Origin of the sequence: Mesorhizobium sp. C395A (genome assembly GCF_030323205.1) — a bacterium.
Lineage (GTDB): Bacteria > Pseudomonadota > Alphaproteobacteria > Rhizobiales > Rhizobiaceae > Mesorhizobium.
In genome coordinates, this window is the sequence record NZ_CP100473.1 from 2,784,470 (window position 1) to 2,803,293 (window position 18,824).

18 protein-coding genes are annotated in these 18,824 nt (G+C 64.3%); 5 read left to right on the forward strand and 13 right to left on the reverse strand.

What is annotated here, in order from left to right:
- Positions 1 to 39: 39 nt before the first annotated feature.
- On the reverse strand, positions 40 to 1,473 hold the full coding sequence (locus NLY37_RS13715) for a DHA2 family efflux MFS transporter permease subunit (RefSeq protein ID WP_023741758.1): 1,434 nt from the start codon (positions 1,471 to 1,473) through the stop codon (positions 40 to 42).
- Between the two features lie 110 nt (positions 1,474 to 1,583).
- On the opposite strand from NLY37_RS13715, the gene NLY37_RS13720 reads away from it, so the two are divergent.
- Both NLY37_RS13720 and NLY37_RS13725 read left to right on the forward strand, forming a co-directional pair.
- Positions 1,584 to 2,585, forward strand: a complete 1,002-nt coding sequence (locus NLY37_RS13720; RefSeq protein WP_023682252.1) for an ornithine cyclodeaminase family protein — start codon at positions 1,584 to 1,586, stop codon at positions 2,583 to 2,585.
- Positions 2,582 to 4,090, forward strand: a complete 1,509-nt coding sequence (locus tag NLY37_RS13725; protein ID WP_023714825.1) for an HAL/PAL/TAL family ammonia-lyase — start codon at positions 2,582 to 2,584, stop codon at positions 4,088 to 4,090. The genes NLY37_RS13720 and NLY37_RS13725 overlap by 4 nt, the downstream gene beginning before the upstream one ends.
- On the opposite strand, the gene NLY37_RS13730 is transcribed toward NLY37_RS13725, so the two are convergent.
- The 12 genes from NLY37_RS13730 to NLY37_RS13785 form a co-directional block, all read right to left on the reverse strand.
- Entirely contained in the window at positions 4,091 to 4,894 is an 804-nt protein-coding gene (locus tag NLY37_RS13730) for a 3-methyl-2-oxobutanoate hydroxymethyltransferase (RefSeq protein WP_023682254.1), read from the reverse strand. It abuts the gene before it with no gap.
- An 85-nt stretch (positions 4,895 to 4,979) separates the two neighbouring features.
- Positions 4,980 to 6,071, reverse strand: coding sequence for a fatty acid desaturase family protein (locus NLY37_RS13735; RefSeq protein WP_023712101.1), 1,092 nt, complete (start codon positions 6,069 to 6,071; stop codon positions 4,980 to 4,982).
- 18 nt (positions 6,072 to 6,089) lie between these two features.
- Positions 6,090 to 7,004 (reverse strand): sugar phosphate isomerase/epimerase family protein, encoded by a 915-nt coding sequence (locus tag NLY37_RS13740; RefSeq protein WP_023705643.1) that lies wholly within the window; start codon positions 7,002 to 7,004, stop codon positions 6,090 to 6,092.
- 54 nt (positions 7,005 to 7,058) lie between these two features.
- A complete protein-coding gene (locus NLY37_RS13745) occupies positions 7,059 to 8,147 on the reverse strand; it encodes a Gfo/Idh/MocA family protein (protein ID WP_023712102.1) in 1,089 nt (362 codons plus the stop codon).
- A gap of 103 nt (positions 8,148 to 8,250) precedes the next feature.
- Positions 8,251 to 9,318, reverse strand: a complete 1,068-nt coding sequence (locus NLY37_RS13750; protein ID WP_023741762.1) for an ABC transporter ATP-binding protein — start codon at positions 9,316 to 9,318, stop codon at positions 8,251 to 8,253.
- Positions 9,318 to 10,106 (reverse strand): ABC transporter permease, encoded by a 789-nt coding sequence (locus NLY37_RS13755; RefSeq protein ID WP_023685259.1) that lies wholly within the window; start codon positions 10,104 to 10,106, stop codon positions 9,318 to 9,320. The genes NLY37_RS13750 and NLY37_RS13755 overlap by 1 nt, the downstream gene beginning before the upstream one ends.
- On the reverse strand, positions 10,106 to 10,975 hold the full coding sequence (locus NLY37_RS13760) for an ABC transporter permease (protein ID WP_023741764.1): 870 nt from the start codon (positions 10,973 to 10,975) through the stop codon (positions 10,106 to 10,108). The genes NLY37_RS13755 and NLY37_RS13760 overlap by 1 nt, the downstream gene beginning before the upstream one ends.
- Before the next feature lie 66 nt (positions 10,976 to 11,041).
- Positions 11,042 to 12,103, reverse strand: coding sequence for an ABC transporter substrate-binding protein (locus NLY37_RS13765; protein WP_023687931.1), 1,062 nt, complete (start codon positions 12,101 to 12,103; stop codon positions 11,042 to 11,044).
- A 60-nt stretch (positions 12,104 to 12,163) separates the two neighbouring features.
- On the reverse strand, positions 12,164 to 13,111 hold the full coding sequence (locus NLY37_RS13770) for a PfkB family carbohydrate kinase (RefSeq protein ID WP_023685262.1): 948 nt from the start codon (positions 13,109 to 13,111) through the stop codon (positions 12,164 to 12,166).
- A complete protein-coding gene (locus tag NLY37_RS13775; RefSeq protein WP_023685263.1) occupies positions 13,108 to 14,142 on the reverse strand; it encodes an ADP-ribosylglycohydrolase family protein in 1,035 nt (344 codons plus the stop codon). The genes NLY37_RS13770 and NLY37_RS13775 overlap by 4 nt, the downstream gene beginning before the upstream one ends.
- Positions 14,143 to 14,145: 3 nt before the next feature.
- Positions 14,146 to 14,871, reverse strand: coding sequence for a GntR family transcriptional regulator (locus tag NLY37_RS13780; protein WP_023687928.1), 726 nt, complete (start codon positions 14,869 to 14,871; stop codon positions 14,146 to 14,148).
- A 206-nt stretch (positions 14,872 to 15,077) separates the two neighbouring features.
- Positions 15,078 to 15,848, reverse strand: coding sequence for an IclR family transcriptional regulator domain-containing protein (locus tag NLY37_RS13785; protein ID WP_023714833.1), 771 nt, complete (start codon positions 15,846 to 15,848; stop codon positions 15,078 to 15,080).
- A 116-nt stretch (positions 15,849 to 15,964) separates the two neighbouring features.
- Here NLY37_RS13785 and NLY37_RS13790 point away from each other — a divergent pair, with 116 nt between their 5' ends.
- From NLY37_RS13790 to pcaF, 3 genes are read left to right on the forward strand one after another with little or no spacing between them, the layout of a single operon-like run.
- A complete protein-coding gene (locus NLY37_RS13790; RefSeq protein WP_023741765.1) occupies positions 15,965 to 16,822 on the forward strand; it encodes a CoA transferase subunit A in 858 nt (285 codons plus the stop codon).
- Entirely contained in the window at positions 16,819 to 17,607 is a 789-nt protein-coding gene (locus tag NLY37_RS13795) for a CoA-transferase subunit beta (RefSeq protein ID WP_023685267.1), read from the forward strand. The genes NLY37_RS13790 and NLY37_RS13795 overlap by 4 nt, the downstream gene beginning before the upstream one ends.
- Before the next feature lies 1 nt (position 17,608).
- A complete protein-coding gene (gene pcaF, locus NLY37_RS13800; RefSeq protein ID WP_023741766.1) occupies positions 17,609 to 18,814 on the forward strand; it encodes a 3-oxoadipyl-CoA thiolase in 1,206 nt (401 codons plus the stop codon).
- Positions 18,815 to 18,824: the final 10 nt, after the last annotated feature.

The window sequence follows — 18,824 nt, forward strand, 5'->3', positions numbered from 1 at the left end:
GCGGAATTAATTGCCGCCTGAGCGGCGAAAATTGCGAATTCAGGTCCTGGACGTGTGGCCTGAAACTTCGGCGCCTGCACCGGGCGGCAGCACGAGGAACCGCAACGCCGCCGCCAGCCCGATGGCGCCGATGACCAGGAAGGCGATGCGAAAATCGACGAGGTCGAGCGCCGGCCGGTGCCTGACGATCTGCGACAGGTTCAGAATGGCAGCCGCCACCGCTACGCCGAACAGCATCGACATCTGCTGCAGCATGGACGACAAAGTTGCCGCCGAGCTGCGCTGCGCCGCATCGATATCGGCGAAGGCCAGAGTATTCAGCGCTGTGAACTGCATCGAGCGCGTCAGGCCGGCGATCAGCATCAGCGCTACCACCAGCGCCTGCGGCGTCTCCGGCGAGATCGCCGCGCAGGCCATGATCGAGGCCGAGGCGATCAGGCCGTTGACGACCATGACCGTGCGAAAACCAAAGCGCCGCAGCGTCGGCGTCGTCACCGTCTTCATGCCGAGATTGCCGAGGAAATAGGCCAGGATCATCAAGCCGGCATCGACCGGCGAAAGGCCAAAGCCGACCTGAAACAGCAGCGGCAAAAGGAACGGCGTGGCGTTGATCGCCACGCGAAAAATGGTGCCGGCGGCAAGCGTAGAGATGGCGAAGGTCTGCACCCTGAACGCGCTGAGATCGAGCAGCGGATGCGGCGCGCGCCGGAGATGCCGCACCGCCAGCCAGCCGATGACGATGCCGGCGGCAACCAGCAGCACGGCGGGCAAGGCGCCGTCTTCCGGATGTGCGATGCGCTCAAGGCCGTAGAGCAGCAGCGCGAGCCCCAGCGACGTGAGGAAAAACCCCGGCCAATCCAGCGGCTTGGGATCGGCCGCGCGGTTGCCCGGAATGAAGCGCGCGACCAGCGCCAGCCCGACGAGCCCAAGCGGGATGTTGATGAAGAAATTCCAGTGCCAGGAGAGATAGGTTGTGATGAAGCCGCCAAGCACCGGCCCGACCACGGGCGCAAACAACGCCGGCCAGGTGATCAGCGCCGTGGCGTTGAGCAGCTCCGATTTCGACGCATTGCGCAGCACCAGAATTCGCCCGACCGGCGTCATCAGCGCGCTGCCAAGGCCTTGCACGACGCGAGCGGCAACGAACTGAGGCAGACTTTGCGAGAAGCCGCAGGCCAGCGAGGCCAGCGTGAACAGTACGATCGCCAGCAGGAAGATGTTGCGCGCGCCGAAGCGGTCGGCAAGCCAGCCCGACAGCGGCACGAACACTGCCATGGTCAGCATATAGGCGGTGATGCCGATGCTCATCGCCACCGCCGGCACGCCGAAGGATTGTCCCATCTGCGGCAGCGAGGTCGAGATGATCGTCGAATCCAGCAGCTGCATGAAAAACGCGATGGCGACGATCAGCGCCACGCGCCGCGCATTGCTGGCGGTTACGGCGGAGGCCTCGGTGTCGGGAACGGCAGTCATGGCGAACCGCGTTGAACAGCATATGGCTGGCCCAGTCCAGAGCTTATCCAACAAACTTCCGTGTCGCGCCGCGGCCTGTTATGGATGGGCGGGGTGGCCAAGGACATTGCATGAAGCCTATCTATATCGACTACCTCAATGCTCTCGATATCGAAGCCCTTGAGATGAGCGATGGCGAAATCATCGCCGCCGTCGAAGCCGGGCTTGTCGCGCAAGGCAACGGCCAGACGGTGATAGAGCCCCGCGTCCATCTCGAGCCCGATCCCTCCTTCCACGGCCACTTCAATGTGCTGCGCGGCTACGTCGCGCCGCTCGATACGGCCGGCGTGAAGATCGTCGGCGATTATGTCGACAATTATCTGCACGGCCTGCCCTCGGAATTCGGCATCCTCAATCTGTTCGATCCGCGCACCGGCACGCCGCGCGCCATTCTCGATGCCACCGTCATCACCGACATGCGCACCGGCGCTGTCACCGCCATTGGCGCCAAGCATCTGGCGCGCAAGAATTCCAAGGTGCTGGCCCATATCGGCGCGCGCGGCACCGCCTACTGGAACGTGCGCCTGCTCGACCATCTCTTCGACTTCGACGAGATCCGCGTTCATTCGCGCCGCCCGAAAAGCCGCGACGGCTTCGCCGCCAAACTCTCCGCCGATCTCGGCAAGACCGTCACGGCGGTCGCCGACTGGGAGAGCTGCGTCAAGGGCGCCGACATCGTCGTCGAGGCCTCGCGGCTGCCGGAGCCGCAGCCGCTGCTCAAGACCGAATGGATCAAGCCCGGTGCGCTGGTCGTGCCCTATGGTACGATGAGCGCGGTGGAGCTGTCATTGACCGACATCATGCAGAAAATGGTCGTCGACGACTGGGGCCAGTGCAAAGGCGGCAAGTTCGGCTCGCTGCGCGCCCATGTCGAGACCGGGCGGCTGAGCGAAGCGACGCTGCACGCCGAGCTCGGCCAGATCGCTGCCGGTCTCAAGCCGGGACGCCAGAGCGACGACGAGACGATCCTGTTCTGGCATCGCGGCCTGTCGCTGTCCGACATTGCGCTGGGCAAGGCGATGCTGGCCAAGGCTGCTGATAAAGGCATCGGCCAGAGGCTGCGCTTCGCATGAGCGCGCTCGTCCTCACCGGCGCCGGCGTCAGCGTCGAGGATGTCGCGGCGGTCGCCCGCGCCGGCCGCAAGGTGGAGGTTGAGCCTGCTGTCATCGAGAGACTCGACAAAGCGCGAAAAGTGCTCGATCAGGTCGCCGCGTCCGGTCAGCAAATCTATGGGCTCAACACCGGGCTCGGCGCCAATCTCGGCACATCGGTCGAGGGCGATGCCAGCGCCTTCCAGCGCCAGTTGCTGGAAGGGCGAAGCGGCGCTGTCGGCGAACCGTTGCCCCAAGAGGCGGTGCGGGCGACCATGCTTGCGCGCGCAGCGATGCTGGCAGTCGGCGGCTCCGGCATTTCGCCGGCGGCTTTCACCGCCCTTGTCGATGCGCTCAATGCAGGCGTGCATCCGGTAATGCCGCAGTTGGGCTCGATCGGCGCCGGCGATCTCGTGCTGATGGCGGCGCTCGCCCGTCTGCTGACCGGCGACGGCGAAGCTGACTATCAGGGTCGGCGCATGCCGGCGGCCAAGGCGTTGATGATGGCGCGGTTGGCTCCGATCAGCCTGGCGCCGAAAGACGGCCTGTCGCTGATCAACGCCTCGGCGGTATCAGCCGGCACTGGCGCGTTGGTACTGGCCGACGCGCTGTCGGCCTTTGCGCAACAGCAGCAGGCCGGCGCGCTGACCATGGAAGGGTTTGGCGCCAACCGCACCATCCTCGATCCGCGCCTGCATCTGGCGCGGCCGGCAGCCTGCCAGCAACTCGCGGCCAAGGGCCTGCGCGACCTGCTTGCTCGTGACGAGGAGCCGACGCCGACCACCTTGCAGGACCCGCTGTCGATCCGCTGCATGCCGTCGATCCATGGCGCGCTGATCCAGGCGATCGACCAGGCGCGGCTGGCGCTGGAGATCGAACTCAATGCCGCCGCCGACAATCCGCTGGTGCTGGGCGATGACGGGCTGGTCCTGTCGACCGGCAATTTCCACACCGCATCGCTGGCGCTTGCCTTCGAGACGCTCGGCCTGGCGATCGCGCAATGTGCCGCGGCAAGCGTTGCCCGCTTCATCCAGCTCGCCGGCTCCGGCCGCAACGGTCTGCCCAGATATTTGTCGCCGGTCGGCGGCGCCTCGGCCGGTTTCGTGCCGCTGCAAAAGACCGCAACGGCAATCCTGGCCGGCATCCGCCACAAGGCCAATCCGGTGATGCTGGATTTCCTGGCCGTGTCCGAAGGCGTAGAGGACCACGCCACGCAGACGCCGCTTGCCGTGTCGAAATGCGCCGGGATGATCGCGCTGTGGCGACGGCTGATCGCCTTCGAACTGATGGCCGCCGCACAGGCCGTGGACCTGCGCGACGGTCTCAAGCTGGCGCCCGGCACAGCAGCGGTCCATACCGCGGTGCGCGCGCATGTAGCGATGCTCAGGGAGGACCGGCCGCTGGGAACGGATGCCGAGGTGCTCCATGCCATGCTCGCCGACGGAACATGGCAAGGTGCAGCGATGATCGGCAAGGAGGCCGAGTAGTTAGCCCTTTGCGTCCACCCGTTTCATGAACAGGCTGAGCTCGGCCGGATCCATGCGCACGACATGCCTGTCTTCCGGATAGGCGCCGCTATCGACGTCGGCAACGTACTCGGAAAACGCCGCGACGCGTTCCGCCTGCAGGCGATCGTACTCGGCGGCGAAGTTGCGGTAGACCTTGGAATGACGCGGCATGTGGCCCCGGTTCTGGCCAAGAATATCGTCGGCAAACAGATATTGCGCGTCGCAGCCGGTGCCCGCACCCATCGACAGCATGATCAGCGAGGTCCGTTCCGAGATCGCCTTCGCCACCTCGATCGGCACCACTTCGATCTCGGCGCCGAGAGCTCCAACGGCCTCATACTGCTTGACCGCCTCAAAAATCTGCATGGCGGTGTCGGCGGTCTTGCCGACGGCCTTGAAGCCGCCGGTCCAGGTGGCGCGGGACGGAATGAGGCCGACATGGCCGATGACGGGGATCGCGTCGTCGGCGAGCCGCTTCACGGTGGCGAAACCGGCGCTGCAATAAACGGCGTCGGCGCCGGCCTTGTAGAGCCGGAACGCCCAGCGCAGGAAATCGTCCGCCGTGCCGATCTCATAAAAATTCTCGCCCGGCATGGTGAACAGGCTGGGCGCCGCATCGCGATACTCAGGGTTGAGCACCAGCTCGGGCGGCACCGAGACGATATCGACCCCTGCCCGCTCGGCAGCCTCGGCCTCGTCCATGGTCAGGACGCGCAGCATGGTCAGCTGGCGCTTGCCCTTCATGGCGCGCAGATCGGCGACGGTCGGTCTCTTTCGGCTCATCGGGATGTCCCTGTTGGCTGGTTGCTTTTCCCGGTCACCTTACCGGCCCCGTAACAGGCCGGATAGAAGGCGGGTGGTTTATTCGCTACTCGGCCGCCGCCGACATATCGAGCTCGTGAAATTCACCGCGATAGGGCCGCGCCGTCGGCGGCAATTCGCGCTTGAGGAAATAATCCTCGTACCGCAGCTGCTTCAGCAGCACCGGCCAGACCTCGCGATAGGCATGCCACATGGACGGGTTCGCCGCCGGCAGGTCGTGCTTGACCAGCTCGTGCAGCCTCGGCAGCGCATGGTAGGGCACCATCGGAAACATGTGATGCTCGACGTGGTAATTCATGTTCCAGTAGATGAAGCGGCTGACCGGGTTCATGTAGACGGTGCGCGTGTTCAGCCGGTGGTCGACGACATTGTCGGCCAACCCGATATGCTGCAGCAGGCCGGTCAGAACCATGTGCCAGCTGCCATAAAAACGCGGCAGGCCGATCAGCACCAGCGGCAGCCATGAACCCAGCGCGATCGCGAGGGCGATCGTCGCAACGTACACGGCGACATGCCAGCGCGCCGCCGTGATGGCCTTGCCCTGTTCGGTCTCAGGAATGTAGCTCTTTTCGTCGTCCGACAGCTTGCCCAACGCCTGGCGCGCCAGGATCGGCAGCGAATAACGGAAATCGAGAATGCCGGTGAAGGCAAGCGCCGCCTTGACCAGATTTGGCGGCCGCATTACCGCGATCTCGGCGTCACGGCCGACGATGATCGTGTCGGTGTGATGCCGCGCATGGCTCCAGCGCCATTGCACCGGATTGCGCACCACCATGAAGCTGGCGATTTCGTAGATCGCATCGTTCATCCAGCGTGTGCGGAAGGCGGTGCCATGGCCGCATTCGTGCCAGCGCGAATCGCTCGACGATCCATAGAGCACGCCATAGACGAGCAGGAACGGCACCACCCACCACGTGCCCCAGAACCACACGATGCCGGCGGCCGAGCCCAGGATGGCTGCGATCCAGATCACCGTATCGCGGATCGCCGGCCCGTCGGAGCGCTGCATCATTTCCTTCATTGCCTTGCGCGGCACGTCGGTGTGATACCACTCGGCCGAGGCCAGCCCGGTCTCGATCGCCCGGCGGGTGCTTTCGCCGACCAGGCCGTAATCGCGCTTTGTCTTGGCCGTCGCCATCACCGTCTCGCCCTGCCCTTAGAGACCGTTGGCGCGGAATTTCCCGTCGAGGAATGTCTTTGCGCGCGGCACGTCGTCCTCGGTCAGATGCTCGATGATAACAGGGATGTTCGGGTGCTTCTCACTGAGCCGCTGCAGATAGAGATCGTAATTCAGCGATCCCAGCCCGGGCGCCGGCAGCTCGATCTCGCCGACGCCGCGGAAGGTCAGCCCCTCATGCGCGTCCGCGTCGCCGATATCGGCATGCTTCTCGGTCTTGTCGCTGCCTGAGCGCTTGACGTCCTTGGCGTGCGCGATGCGGATCTTGTCGGCCAGCGTGTCGAACACCTGGTTCAGCACCTGGTCCATGCGGTCGATATTGTGCGCCTCGAAATAATTGGTCGGATCCATCAGCAGGCCGAGGCCCGGATGGTCGACCTGCGCGAACATTTTGACCGTCTCCTCGACCGAACCGACGACATTGTTGACATAGGTTTCGAGCAGGAACACCGCGCCATGGTCGTAAGCCGTCTGGGCAAGATCCGAGATCACCTTGCGGCATTCCTCGAAGCCTTCCTCGGTCTTGTTTTTGGGATGATGCACCCAGTCGGATTCGGTGTTGTAGGTGCCGGTCTCCGAGATCACGTAGGGCGAGCCGAAGTCGCGCGCATTGCGGATGATTTCCTTGAGATAGCCGACGCGCTTCTCGCGCTCGGATTTGTCGGGATGGATGATGTTGGTGTAGCCCGAGATGCAGCAGACCGGCAGATTGTGGTCGCGAAACGTGTCGCGCACTGTCCTCGCCTTGTCCCCGGTGATCTGCCCGGCCGTGAGATCGACATCCCTGAAATGCATGTCGAGCTGCACTGTGTTGAAGCCGAGTGCACGGATGCGGCGGGCGGCCTCCGCCAGCTCATAGGGGAAATAGCCGGTGAAGATACCTGCCTGCATCATGATGTGAACTCCTCCCGGTAAGCGATTCAGCCGCCACACTATTCGGCGGCATGTTCAGTCGATCGATATCTCGGACAGTTTGACGGTGCGGCCTTGCGCCATCGAGCGGTAGCCCGCCTCGACCAGTGCCATTGTCTTGACGTTATCGGCGACGGAGAGCGCCGGCGGCGCGCCTGTCTTCACCGCATGCTGCAATTGCTCCATCACGCCGATGAAGGCATGCGGGAACCACATCGTGTCCCAGCTCGGGCTGACCCATTCGCCGCCGGTCGTCTTGGTCGACGCATAGGTCAGCGTCGAGGCCACGCCTTTCGGCCAGCCGATCGTGCCTTTGGCGACACCCTTGGTGCCGTCGACGCGCCAGTTGATGTGCTGGTCGTCCTCATAGCCCTCCTGGCGCGGTCCGGACCAGACATCCTCCAGCGACACGGCGAGCACGCCGGAGGGAAAGCGCAGCGTCGAGACGGTGATGCCGTCTGAATGGTCGAATGTCGTGCGCGGATCCTTGCGCGTCAGCGTGGTGATTTCCGAGGGATCGCCGAACAGGAAGCGCAGCACGTCCAGATGATGCACGCTCATATTGGCGAGCGTCAGCCGGTCGTAGTCCTGAAGGAAAGTCTGCCAGTGCGGGATCGCATGCATGTCGATCTGCGCAAAGACGATGTCGCCCAGCGCGCCGCTGTCGATGATCTGCTTCAGGACGCGCATCGACTGGTCGTAGCGCATGTTCTGGTTGACCGAGAGGATCTTGCCTGACTTGGCTGCCTCGTCGCGCAGCTTCACGGCTTCATCGACCGACAGCGCCAGTGGCTTCTGCGCCAGGATCGCCTTGATGTGAGGCTGCTTCAGCGCATGGCGGATCAGCGCCGGCTGCTGGTCGGGCGGAAAGGCAAGGTCGACGATCTCGACCTCAGAATCCTCGATCAGCTGTTCCGGTGTGTCGTGGACGGTCGCAATGCTCCAGCGCTTCGCCACCTTCTCGGCGCTGGTCTTGGTGCGCGAGGCGATGGCGACGACTGGGAAACCGGCCTGCGCATAGGCGGCAAGATGGCATTCGGCCATGATCATGCCGGCGCCGATGCAACCGATCCGGTATTCGCTGGTGCGAACCCTCACATCCGGCTCGAAACCCTGGCCTGCCATCCATTCCTCCCTTGGACGACAGGATATAACGCCATGGCCGGCCCATCAGCCAAGGTCCGCTCCATCAATTCCCATCAGAACCATGCCGGGGTGACGGTGCGAACTAGTTTGCGGCAATCAGCACGGTGCTTTCCGGCGACCAGCTGAGCATTACATTCTGGCCCTCGGCCAGCCGGTCACTGCCGGTATTCTGGACGATGACTTTCAACGTCTGGCCGGCACGCTCGACGAAATAGGTGCTGTTGTTGCCGGCGAAAATGCGCTTGGAGATCTGGCCCTTCAGAGCGTTGGCATTGGCCGCATCCGCAACCCCGGCATCGGTCGCGATGCGAATGCGTTCGGGACGCACGGCGCAGCTGGCCTTCGTACCGGCGGCAAGCCGACCACCCACCCCGGCGGCAATCGCCGTGCCATCAGGCAGCCGGATGCCGTTGCCGGTCGCATCGCCGCGAAGGATATTGGCGTCACCGAGGAAGGTGGCGGCGAATTCGCTCTTCGGCCGGTCGTAGATTTCCTCCGGCGGCCCTTCCTGCACGAGCCTGCCGTCCCGCAATATGCCGATGCGGTCGCTCATCGTCAGCGCCTCTTCCTGGTCGTGGGTGACGAAGATGGTGGTGATGCCGATCTCGCGCTGGATGCGCTTCAGCTCGATCTGCATGTCGACGCGCAGCGCCTTGTCGAGCGCGCCGAGCGGCTCGTCGAGCAACAGCACGCGCGGCTTGGTGACGATGGCGCGCGCCAGCGCCACACGCTGGCGTTGGCCGCCGGAGAGCTGGTGCGGCCGGCGCTCGCCGAGCTTGCCGAGCTGAACCAGATCGAGCGCGCGCTGCACTTCGGTGGCGATCGTCGCTTTCGTTTCGCCGCGCACCGACAGGCCGAAGGCGACATTATCGGCGACGCTCATATTGGGAAACAGCGCATAGTTCTGGAACACCATGCCGATGCGTCGCTTTTCGACCGGCACGCGTTCCACACTCTCACCGCCAATGGTGATGCGGCCAGTATCGGGAAAGTCGAAGCCGGCGATCTGGCGCAGCAGCGTGGTCTTGCCGCTGCCCGAGGGGCCAAGCAGCCCATAGAAACCGCCATCGGCGAAATCGATGGAGACGTCGTCCAGCGCCTTGTGCGCGCCAAAACTGCGGGAGACGTTCGATACCTGCACGCCGGCCATTATTTCTCTCCGCCGAATTTGAAGAAGCGCGCCGTGAGCAGCATTAGCGCCATCGACACGACGATGATGATGGTCGAGACCGCGTTGATCTCGGGCGTGAAACCCTTGCGGATCGCGGCGTAGATTTCGACCGGCAGCGTCGTCTGGCCCGGCGTCGCCAGGAAGTAGGAGACGACGAACTGGTCGAACGACACGGCAAATGCGAACAAGCCGCCGGCAATGACGCCGGGCATGATCCACGGCAGCGTCACACGCCTCGTCACTTGCCACTGGTTGGCGCCGAGCGAGCGCGCCGCCTCTTCCAGCTCCGGTGCAAAAGTCTGCAGCCGGGCCGAGACGACGACGATGACATAGGGCAGCGCTAGCGCCACATGGCCGAGCAGGATGGCGAACAGGCCGCGGCCAATGCCGACGCCGAAGAAGAAGATCAGCATCGCCGTGCCGGTGATCAGCCACGGAATGGCGATTGGCGGAAACAGCAGCGCCTGCAGCACTTTCTTGCCGCGGAAATCATAGCGGAACAGCGCCAGCGAAGCGGCCGAGCCAAGCACCACTGAGATGAGCGTGGTGATGACCGCGATCTTGAGGCTGTTCCAGGTGGCCGCGATCAGCTGGTCGTTCTGCCAGAGCGAGGCATACCATTCCGTCGTCCATTCGAACGGCAATTGGTAGAAGGGCGAGACGTTGAACGACATCAGCGCCATGATGATGATCGGCAGATAGAGGAAGGCGAGCAGCAGTCCGATGTAGAAGCGGCCTAGTCCTTCGAGGATGCGGGTCGTCATCATCAAGCAGCCCTCCGCAGCACCGGCGAGGCAACCGCCAGGATCACCAGCACCACCGCCAGCAGGATGAAGGAAAGCGCCGCCCCCAGCGGCCAGTTGAAGACGGCGACGAACTGGTCCTCGATCACCGTGCCGTAGAAGGTGCCGGTGCGGCCGCCGAGGATGCGCGGCTCCATGAACGAGCCGACGACCGGCACGAAGATCAGTGCCGCACCTGCCACCAGGCCGGGCATAGACAGCGGGATGATCACCCGCTTCAGCACCTGCAGCCGCGAGGCGCCGAGCGAGCGCCCGGCCTCGATCAGCGAGTCGTCGATTGCCTGCAGCGTGAGATAGCAGGTCAGCACCATATAGGGCAGGTAGGAGTGCACCAGGCCGATGATGATTGCGGGATAGGAATACATCAGGTCGATGTTGATCTTGAACGGCAGCACGGCGTTGAGCGCCGTGTCGAGGATGCCGCCCTCGCGCAGCACCATCGCCCAGGAGAAGATGCGCACCAGCCCGTTCGACCAGAACGGCAGGATGACCAGCAGGAAGATCGCCTCGCGGCTGCGCCCCTTCAGCACCTTGGCCAGCACATAGGCGGCGGGGTAGCCGATGACGACGCACCACAAAGTCACTTCGAGGCCGAGCCGCAGCGAAGCGAGCAGCAGCGTCAGGTACAGGCTCTGCGAGAAGAAGGCGGCGTAATTGCCAAGGGTGAACGCCCATGGCTTTCCCGACAGCGGCAGGTCGGTCATGAAGGAGAAGAATACCATGGCCGAGAGCGGCAGGAAGATCGCCACCGTCAGCCAGAGATAGGCCGGCGCCAGCAGCGGCAGGGCCGATCTCAGCCCGCTGCGCGACGCGACCGCACCCTGTACTGCCATGATACCCTCCTCCCCAGGATTGAAGGGCCAGCCGGCGCCAACCGCCGGCTGGTCCGGACGTGAGCGTTACTTCACGTCGACTTTGAGCTGCTGCCACAGCGCCAGATAGGCCTCGCGCTGCGCGTCGGTGATCGGCGCCTGGAACTGGATGCGCTTGGCCACCTCGGGATCGCCCATCACCTTGCGGTTGAAGGAGTCTTCAGGCAGCGCTTCCACCGCCTTGGTGTTGGCCGACACCGGCGCGCCGACCTTGGTGACCCATTCGACATAGAATTTCGGATCGATCATCCAGTTGATGAAGGCCTGCGCACCCTCGACATTCTTCGAGCCCACGGGAATAGAGAACGCGTCGAGCCAGGCGACGGCGCCTTCCTGCGGAACGACCAGCGAGACCGGCAGCTTGAAATGCGTCTTGGCACGGTCGGCCGAGCCGCTCCAATAGGTGCCGATGTCGATCTGGTTGGAGGCGACCATCTGGTTCCAGTCGTTCTCCGAGCTCCAGAACGTCTTGATCTGCGGCATCAGCGAGGTCAGCTTCGCCTTGACCGCTTCCATATCCTTGATGTCGTTGATATTCTGACCGGTGGCGATGGCGCCGAACTGCACCGCTTCGACAGCGTCGTCGCGAATGACGACCCGGCCCTTATGCGCTGGGTCCCACATTTCGGCGATCGAGGTCGGTGGCTTGTCGAAGGACTTTTCGTTGATTGCCAGCGCCGTCAGGCCCCACACCCACGGCACGCCATAGACCTTGCCGTCATGGTCGAGCATCGGCGATTGCGCCTTGTCCTTGCTGATGTCGGCATAGTTCGGCAGCTTCGAGACATCGATCGGCTGGATCAGCTTTTCCGCCATCGCCTGATCGTTGAAGGCGGCGTTGATCATGACCACGTCATAGAGGCCCGGATTGGTGCGGATCTTGGTCAGCATTTCCTGTTCGGAATTGAAGAAGTCGTTGACGACCTTGTTGCCGGTCGCCTTTTCGAAGGCTTCGATCGCCCACGGCTCGTCGGCGCCGTAGCCCTTCCAGTTGAGCACATGCACTTCGGCGGCACTGGCGGCCAGCGTGAGCGCGGAGGTGATGACGGCGGTCGCCGTCAGCAGGGCAGTCAGTCTTGGCATGCGCATGTTCGTTCCTCTCTTGTTTGCCCGCTTGGCGGGTCAGGCTGTCTGATGGGCCTTCTGGTTCTAGCCCGGCTCGCCCGTGGCGGCCTGGCTCAGGAAAGTCTGGATCTCGCTGTCGGTCGGCGCCGATGAGCCGCCATGGCGGGTGACGGAAAGTGCTGCCGCCGCATTGGCATAGCGCGCCGCCTCGAAGGGATGCACGCCGCGCGAGAGTGCACTGACGAAACCGCCGATATGGGTGTCGCCGGCGCCATTGGTGTCGATGGCATCGACCTTGAAGCCGGCAATGGTCTGCGTCTCGCCATTGACCAACCTCACGAAACAGCCCTTGGCGCCGGCGCGGATAACGACGCCTTCGGCCTTTGGGCAGTGGTCGGCGAGCAGCCGGGCGGCGAGTGCCTCGACATCGCCTTGCCCAGCGATCTCGACCGCTTCCGTCATGTTGCAGCTCAGCCATGTCGTACGGGCAAGTACCCGCGACAGGATGGGACGTGGGATATCCGCGATGACCGGCGTTGGATCGAAAACGAAGGGAATGTTTTCTGGCAGCGCCTCGATCCAGTCGGTCAGCGCGTTGTGGCTTCCGAGATAGCTCAGCGTGTAGCCTGACGTGAACACCCAATCATCAGACGTGACCACCACGGGCCTCATCATCTCGAGGCTGAGAATGCTCTCCGCACCGGGCCACGACACGAAGGTGCGCTCGGCATCGCCGGAGATCATGGCGACGCAATTGCCGCTGTCCATGACCGGCGATGGCGACGTCAGCGTTATGATGCCTTCGGCCGCAAACGCGGTGCGCAAAAAATCGCCATTCGGTCCGCTGCCGAGCTGGCCGCCGAACACCACCGTCATGCCGGTGCGGCTGGCCGCGACCATCATGTTGAAGCCGCCGCCGGCGACCTGCGCAAAGCTCGACGCGGTCTTCTCGCAGCCCGGCGCCGGCAAGGCGTCGATGCGGTAGACATAGTCGACGACGGCGCTGCCGATATGGACCAGACGCCCACTCATGCCGCGGCATCCTTGCTGGCCTTTGCCGTGCGCGCCGCGACGAGCTCTTCGGCAAGCGAGCGCACCTCCCCCATATCCATGCCGACGAGCCCGGCAATGTGTTGTTGCGGCAGTTGCGAAAAGCCGACGCAGGCGCCGGCCATGCCTGAGGCAATCGCGCCGATCGTGTCGGTGTCGCCGCCGAGATTGGCGCTGATGATTGCCGCTTGCCAGGGATCGCCCTGCGCGACTTCAAGCACGGCGAAAGCTGCCGGCACGGACTCCTGGCTGGCCACACCGGTGCCGACGAGATCGGTGATGAGCCCGATCGCATCCCGCATGGTCTTGCCGCGCACGAGCTCCTGCGCCCAGGCGATACGCGCGGCGATATCGCCACCAGTCACCCAATGTCCGAGCCGGGCGCCTCGCCGCGCGGCTGCTACCGCGCTGTCGGAAGCGGCACGCCAGTCGCCACCGGCGACGCCGTGGCTGGCGGCGGCGGCAACTGCTGCGGCCGAAGCGATGGCGATCGAGGTGTTGTGCGTGGCACGGCAAGTTTCGGCGACCTTGGCGACGAAAGCGTCGAGCGGTTCCAGCGGCATCATGATGCCGACCGGCGCGATGCGCATGGCCGCGCCATTGGTGTCGCCCCGGCTTCCCGCCTCTTCCGCCGGCACGCCGTCATTGATGGCGTCGATGGCGCGCTTGGTCGATGGTCCCAGCAGGTCATAGCTGCCGCGCGCCTTGACCTCGCGCTCCCAGTCGAGCAGTGCGTTCACCCAGCGCGCATGATCGAAGCGGTCGCCGGACTCGACGAGAATGCGACCAAGCAGCAGCGCCTGTTCGGTATCGTCGGTGATGGTGCCGGCAACGAGCCCCTTCGACACCGGATGATCGGCAAACGGCGCCACGAAATCCTCGACATGGCCGTATAGCTCGGCGATCCGCGCCGGCGACAGAAGCTGCGTCGGCATGCCCAGCGCATCACCGAGCGCCCCACCGACAAGCGCGCCCATGGCGCGATCGAGCGTGTCGTTGGTTCTGTCCGGCATCGCTCAAAACCTCATATGCAGCGCGAAATGCGCCGGGTTGAGCAGGCTGGTTACATATTCGATCGGCCGGTCGTCAGCCGCACGCGTCAGCCGGCGTCCGCGCAGGAACGGCGTGCCTTGCGGGCAGCCGAGAATGGCGGCGTCTTCGGCATTCAGCATCTCGATGCCGACCCATTCCTCGCCATGGTCTGGGATGAGGCCGGCGCCGCGCAGCGTCTGGTGCAGCGAGCCTTCGCGCAGACCGCGCAGCGGCACGTCCTCCAGTTCGGGCGACAGCGGCAGGCGGCTGCGTTCGATGGAGATCGCATGGCCGTCGCTGGCATTGGTGCGCACCCGGTCGACGGCGATGAAGAACGGGCTTTCGATGCCAAGCAGCGCGGCAAGATCGGCATCCTCGATCACTTCAAGCCGCAGCGTCCGCGTCTCGGCATTGGCGCCGGCATTGGCCAGCGCCCGCGACCAGCCAATGCTGTCATCGACCGGCTTGCCGTCGAAAGTGACGAAGGAGCCGATGCCGACCTTGGTCGTGATCAGCCCACGGCTGGACAACTCCTCGAGGCCCTTGCGGACCGTGTTGCGGCTGACGGAAAAGCGCTGGACGAGTTCGTTCTCGCTTTGCAGGCGGTCGCCGAAGCCAAGCACGCCGGAGCGGATCTCATGTTCGAGAACGGTGGCGATCTGCTCGGGCTTGCCCGTGCCGGGAGAAAGTTGAACCGCGCGCCGCTTCATATGGGTACCTGTTCAGTAAACCTGTATAGTCCTGTTCGATATTGGAGTTGAAGGGCGGCGTCAACGATATATTTGGATTCACGCATATGCGTTGTGCTCAGGTGCCCCGGGCATCGTTTGTTCGCATGGCGACGCTAACCGCGCAGGGCGTCGCGTCTCCGAGACAGAGCGGGGGCAGCGCTTCCCTCAGGCGATTAGCCTTGCGCTCACACGAAGAAAAATTCCTCAATCCGTTGCTTGGCCGTCCGCAGCGCTGGCAGGATATCCCGCTCCATCGCCTCGACGGAGAACCGCGCCGACTGCGTCGAGACGTTGATCGCCGCCACGGTCTTGCCGGCGCGGTCATAGATCGGCACCGCTATCGAGCGCAGGCCAAGTTCCAGCTCTTCATCGACGACGGCAAAGCCATCCGCCCTCGCCGCGTCGATGGCCTTGGCCAGCGCGGCGCGGCTGGTGATCGTCTTCGGCGTGCGCCGTTCGATCCTCGCCTCTGCAAGCAAGGCCTTCAGCTCATCCGCGCCCAGCCCCGCAAGCAGGACGCGCCCCATCGAGGTGCAATGCGCCGGCAGCCTGGTGCCGACATCGAGCGAAACGCTGAGGATGCGGCGGCCAGGAATGCGCGCGACATAGACGACTTCCTCGCCCGACAGCACCGCCGCGTTACAGGCCTCGTCGAACTGGGCGGCCACGTCGCGCATGATGGGTGCGGCGAATGTCCACAGCGAGGCGCCGCCGAGCCAGGAGCGCACGATGGTGAGCAGGCGCGGCGATAGCGAAAACTGCCGGCCGGATTGCGTGGCATAGCCGGTCGCGGTTAGCGTCAGCAGGAAGCGACGCGCGCCGGCGCGGGTCAGCCCCGCCTCCTCCGCCATTTCGGTCAGCGTCATCCCGGCCGGATGCCGGGCCAGTATCTCCATGACTGCAAGGCCGCGCTCCAGCGAGCCGACATGGTCGCGTGTCGTTGCCTCGTCCTCCATGCGGCCTCCGCAAGACAATGCGCCGCCTTGACTCGTCTCGGCGGCGCGATGTAAAAATATCTCATACAAAACAAATGTTCGCAATACGAACTTTTTGAACTTCGGAGTTCTTGGCGATGGTCAATTTCCTGCCGCTCAAACAGGCCGTGGCTGAGAACCTGCATGATGGCGATACGGTCGCCTTCGAAGGCTTCACGCATCTGATCCCGACGGCGGCGGCGCATGAGGCCATCCGCCAGGGCTTTCGCGACCTGACGCTCATCCGCATGACCCCCGACCTGATCTACGACCAGATGATCGGCATGGGCATGGCCAAGAAGATCATCTTCTCCTATGTCGGCAATCCCGGCGTCGGCCTGCTGCGCCGCGCCCGCGACGCCATCGAGAACGGCTTCCCCCGGTCGATCGAGATCGAGGAGCACAGCCATGCCGGCATGGCCAACGCCTACGAGGCGGGAGCTGCCGGCCTGCCTTGCGCGGTGTTCCGCGGCTATCGCGGCGCCGGGCTGGCGGCAGTCAATCCCAACATCCGCTCGGTCACCTGCCCGTTCACCGGCGAGGTGCTTGCCGCCGTTCCTTCCATCCGACCGGACGTGACCTTCATCCACGCTCAGAAGGCCGACAAAAAAGGCAATGTGCTGGTCGAAGGCATTATCGGCATCCAGAAGGAAGCGGTGCTCGCGGCCAAGCGCGCCGTGGTGACGGTAGAGGAAGTCGTCGACAATTTCGACGACCTGCATCCCAACCTCACCGTGCTGCCGCGCTGGACCATCGCTGCGATCTCGGTGGTATCAGGCGGTTCGCATCCCTCCTACACGCACGGCTACTATGCCAGGGACAACGCCGCCTATTTCGAATGGGACGACATCGCCGCCGACCGTGAAAAATTCCAGACCTGGATGCAGGCCAATGTCCTTGAGCGCACGGCGGACGATTTCGCCGGCCGCGTAAAGCATCTGAGGAGCGCGGCATGAGCGGCTTTACTCCCAATGAGATGATGACGATTGCCGCCAGCCGAGCCCTGAAAAACGACGATGTCTGCTTCGTCGGCATTGGCGCGCCGTCGGCCGCCTGCAACGTCGCGCGACTGACGCATGCGCCCGACATCACGCTGATCTATGAAAGCGGCACCATCGGCACCGCGCCCGATGTTTTGCCGCTGTCGATCGGTGACGGCGAACTTTGCGACACCGCCGTCACGACCGTCTCGGTGCCGGAGATGTTTCGCTACTGGCTGCAGGGCGGTCGCATTTCGATCGGTTTCCTCGGTGCCGCCCAGCTCGACAAGTTCGGCAACATCAACACCACCATCATCGGCGACTATGCGCATCCCAAGACCCGCCTGCCCGGCGGCGGCGGCGCGCCGGAGATCGCCACCTCGTCGAAGGAGATCTACATCACCATGGCGCAGTCCAAGCGCGGCATGGTCGAGAAGATCGACTTCTTCACCTCCTTCGGCCATGGCAATGGCGGCGACCATCGCCAGCGCCTCGGCATCGAGACCGCTGGACCGACGCTGCTGATCACCGACCTCGCCATCTGGAAGCCCGACCCGATGAGCAAGGAATTCACCGTGGTGTCGCTGCATCCCGGCGTGACGCGGCAGCAGGTGCAGGACAGCTGCGGCTGGATCGTAAAGTTCGCCGAGGCGCTTGACGAAACGCCGGCGCCGACGGAACTCGAGCTGACGACATTGCGTGACCTGCAGGCCCGCACCAAGGCGGCGCATGAGGGAAGCGGAAAAGAAAAGGCCGCATGACATGACCGAGGCATTCATCTGCGATTACATCCGCACCCCGATCGGCCGTTTCGGCGGCTCGCTGTCGTCGGTGCGGGCCGACGATCTTGGCGCCATCCCGCTGAAGGCGCTGGTCGAGCGCAATGCCGGCATCGACTGGCAGGCTGTCGACGACGTCGTCTATGGCTGCGCCAATCAGGCCGGCGAGGACAACCGCAATGTAGCCCGCATGTCGCTGCTCCTGGCCGGACTGCCGAAGGAAATTTCAGGCTCGACCGTCAATCGCCTCTGCGGGTCCGGCATGGACGCGCTCACCATTGCCGCCCGCGCCATCAAGGCGGGCGAAGCCGAGTTGATGATCGCCGGCGGCGTCGAATCGATGAGCCGCGCGCCCTTCGTCATGCCCAAGGCCGAGACCGCCTTTTCACGCCATGCCGAGATCCATGACACCACCATCGGCTGGCGTTTCATCAACCCGCTGATGAAGAAACAATATGGCGTCGATTCCATGCCGGAGACCGGCGAGAACGTCGCCGAGGATTTTTCAGTGTCGCGCGCCGACCAGGACGCCTTTGCCGTGCGCAGCCAGGACAAGGCCGTCGCGGCACAGGCCAATGGCCGGCTGGCGAAGGAGATTACCCCGGTGACGGTCCCGCAGAAAAAGGGCGATGCGACTATCGTATCGAAGGATGAGCATCCCCGCGCCGGCACCACGGTCGAGTCGCTGGCCAAATTGCCGACGCCGTTCCGGCAAGACGGCACGGTCACCGCCGGCAACGCATCGGGCGTCAACGATGGCGCGGCGGCGCTGATCATCGCCTCCGAAGCGGCTGTGAAAAAACACGGCCTGACGCCGATCGCCCGCATCCTCGGCGGCGCTGCCGCCGGCGTGGCGCCGCGCATCATGGGCATCGGCCCTGCTCCGGCGACACAAAAGCTCTGCGCTCGCCTCGGCCTGACACCGCACCAATTCGATGTCATCGAGCTCAACGAAGCTTTCGCCTCCCAAGGCATCGCCGTGCTCCGCCAACTCGGCATCTCCGAGGACGCGGAGCACGTTAATCCGAATGGCGGCGCCATCGCGCTTGGTCATCCCTTGGGCATGTCGGGCGCGCGTATCACTGGCACCGCGGCACTGGAACTGCGCGAGCGCAGCGCCCGCTATGCGCTGGCCACCATGTGCATCGGCGTCGGCCAGGGCATCGCGGTGGCGCTCGAACGGGTTTGAGTTTGCACCG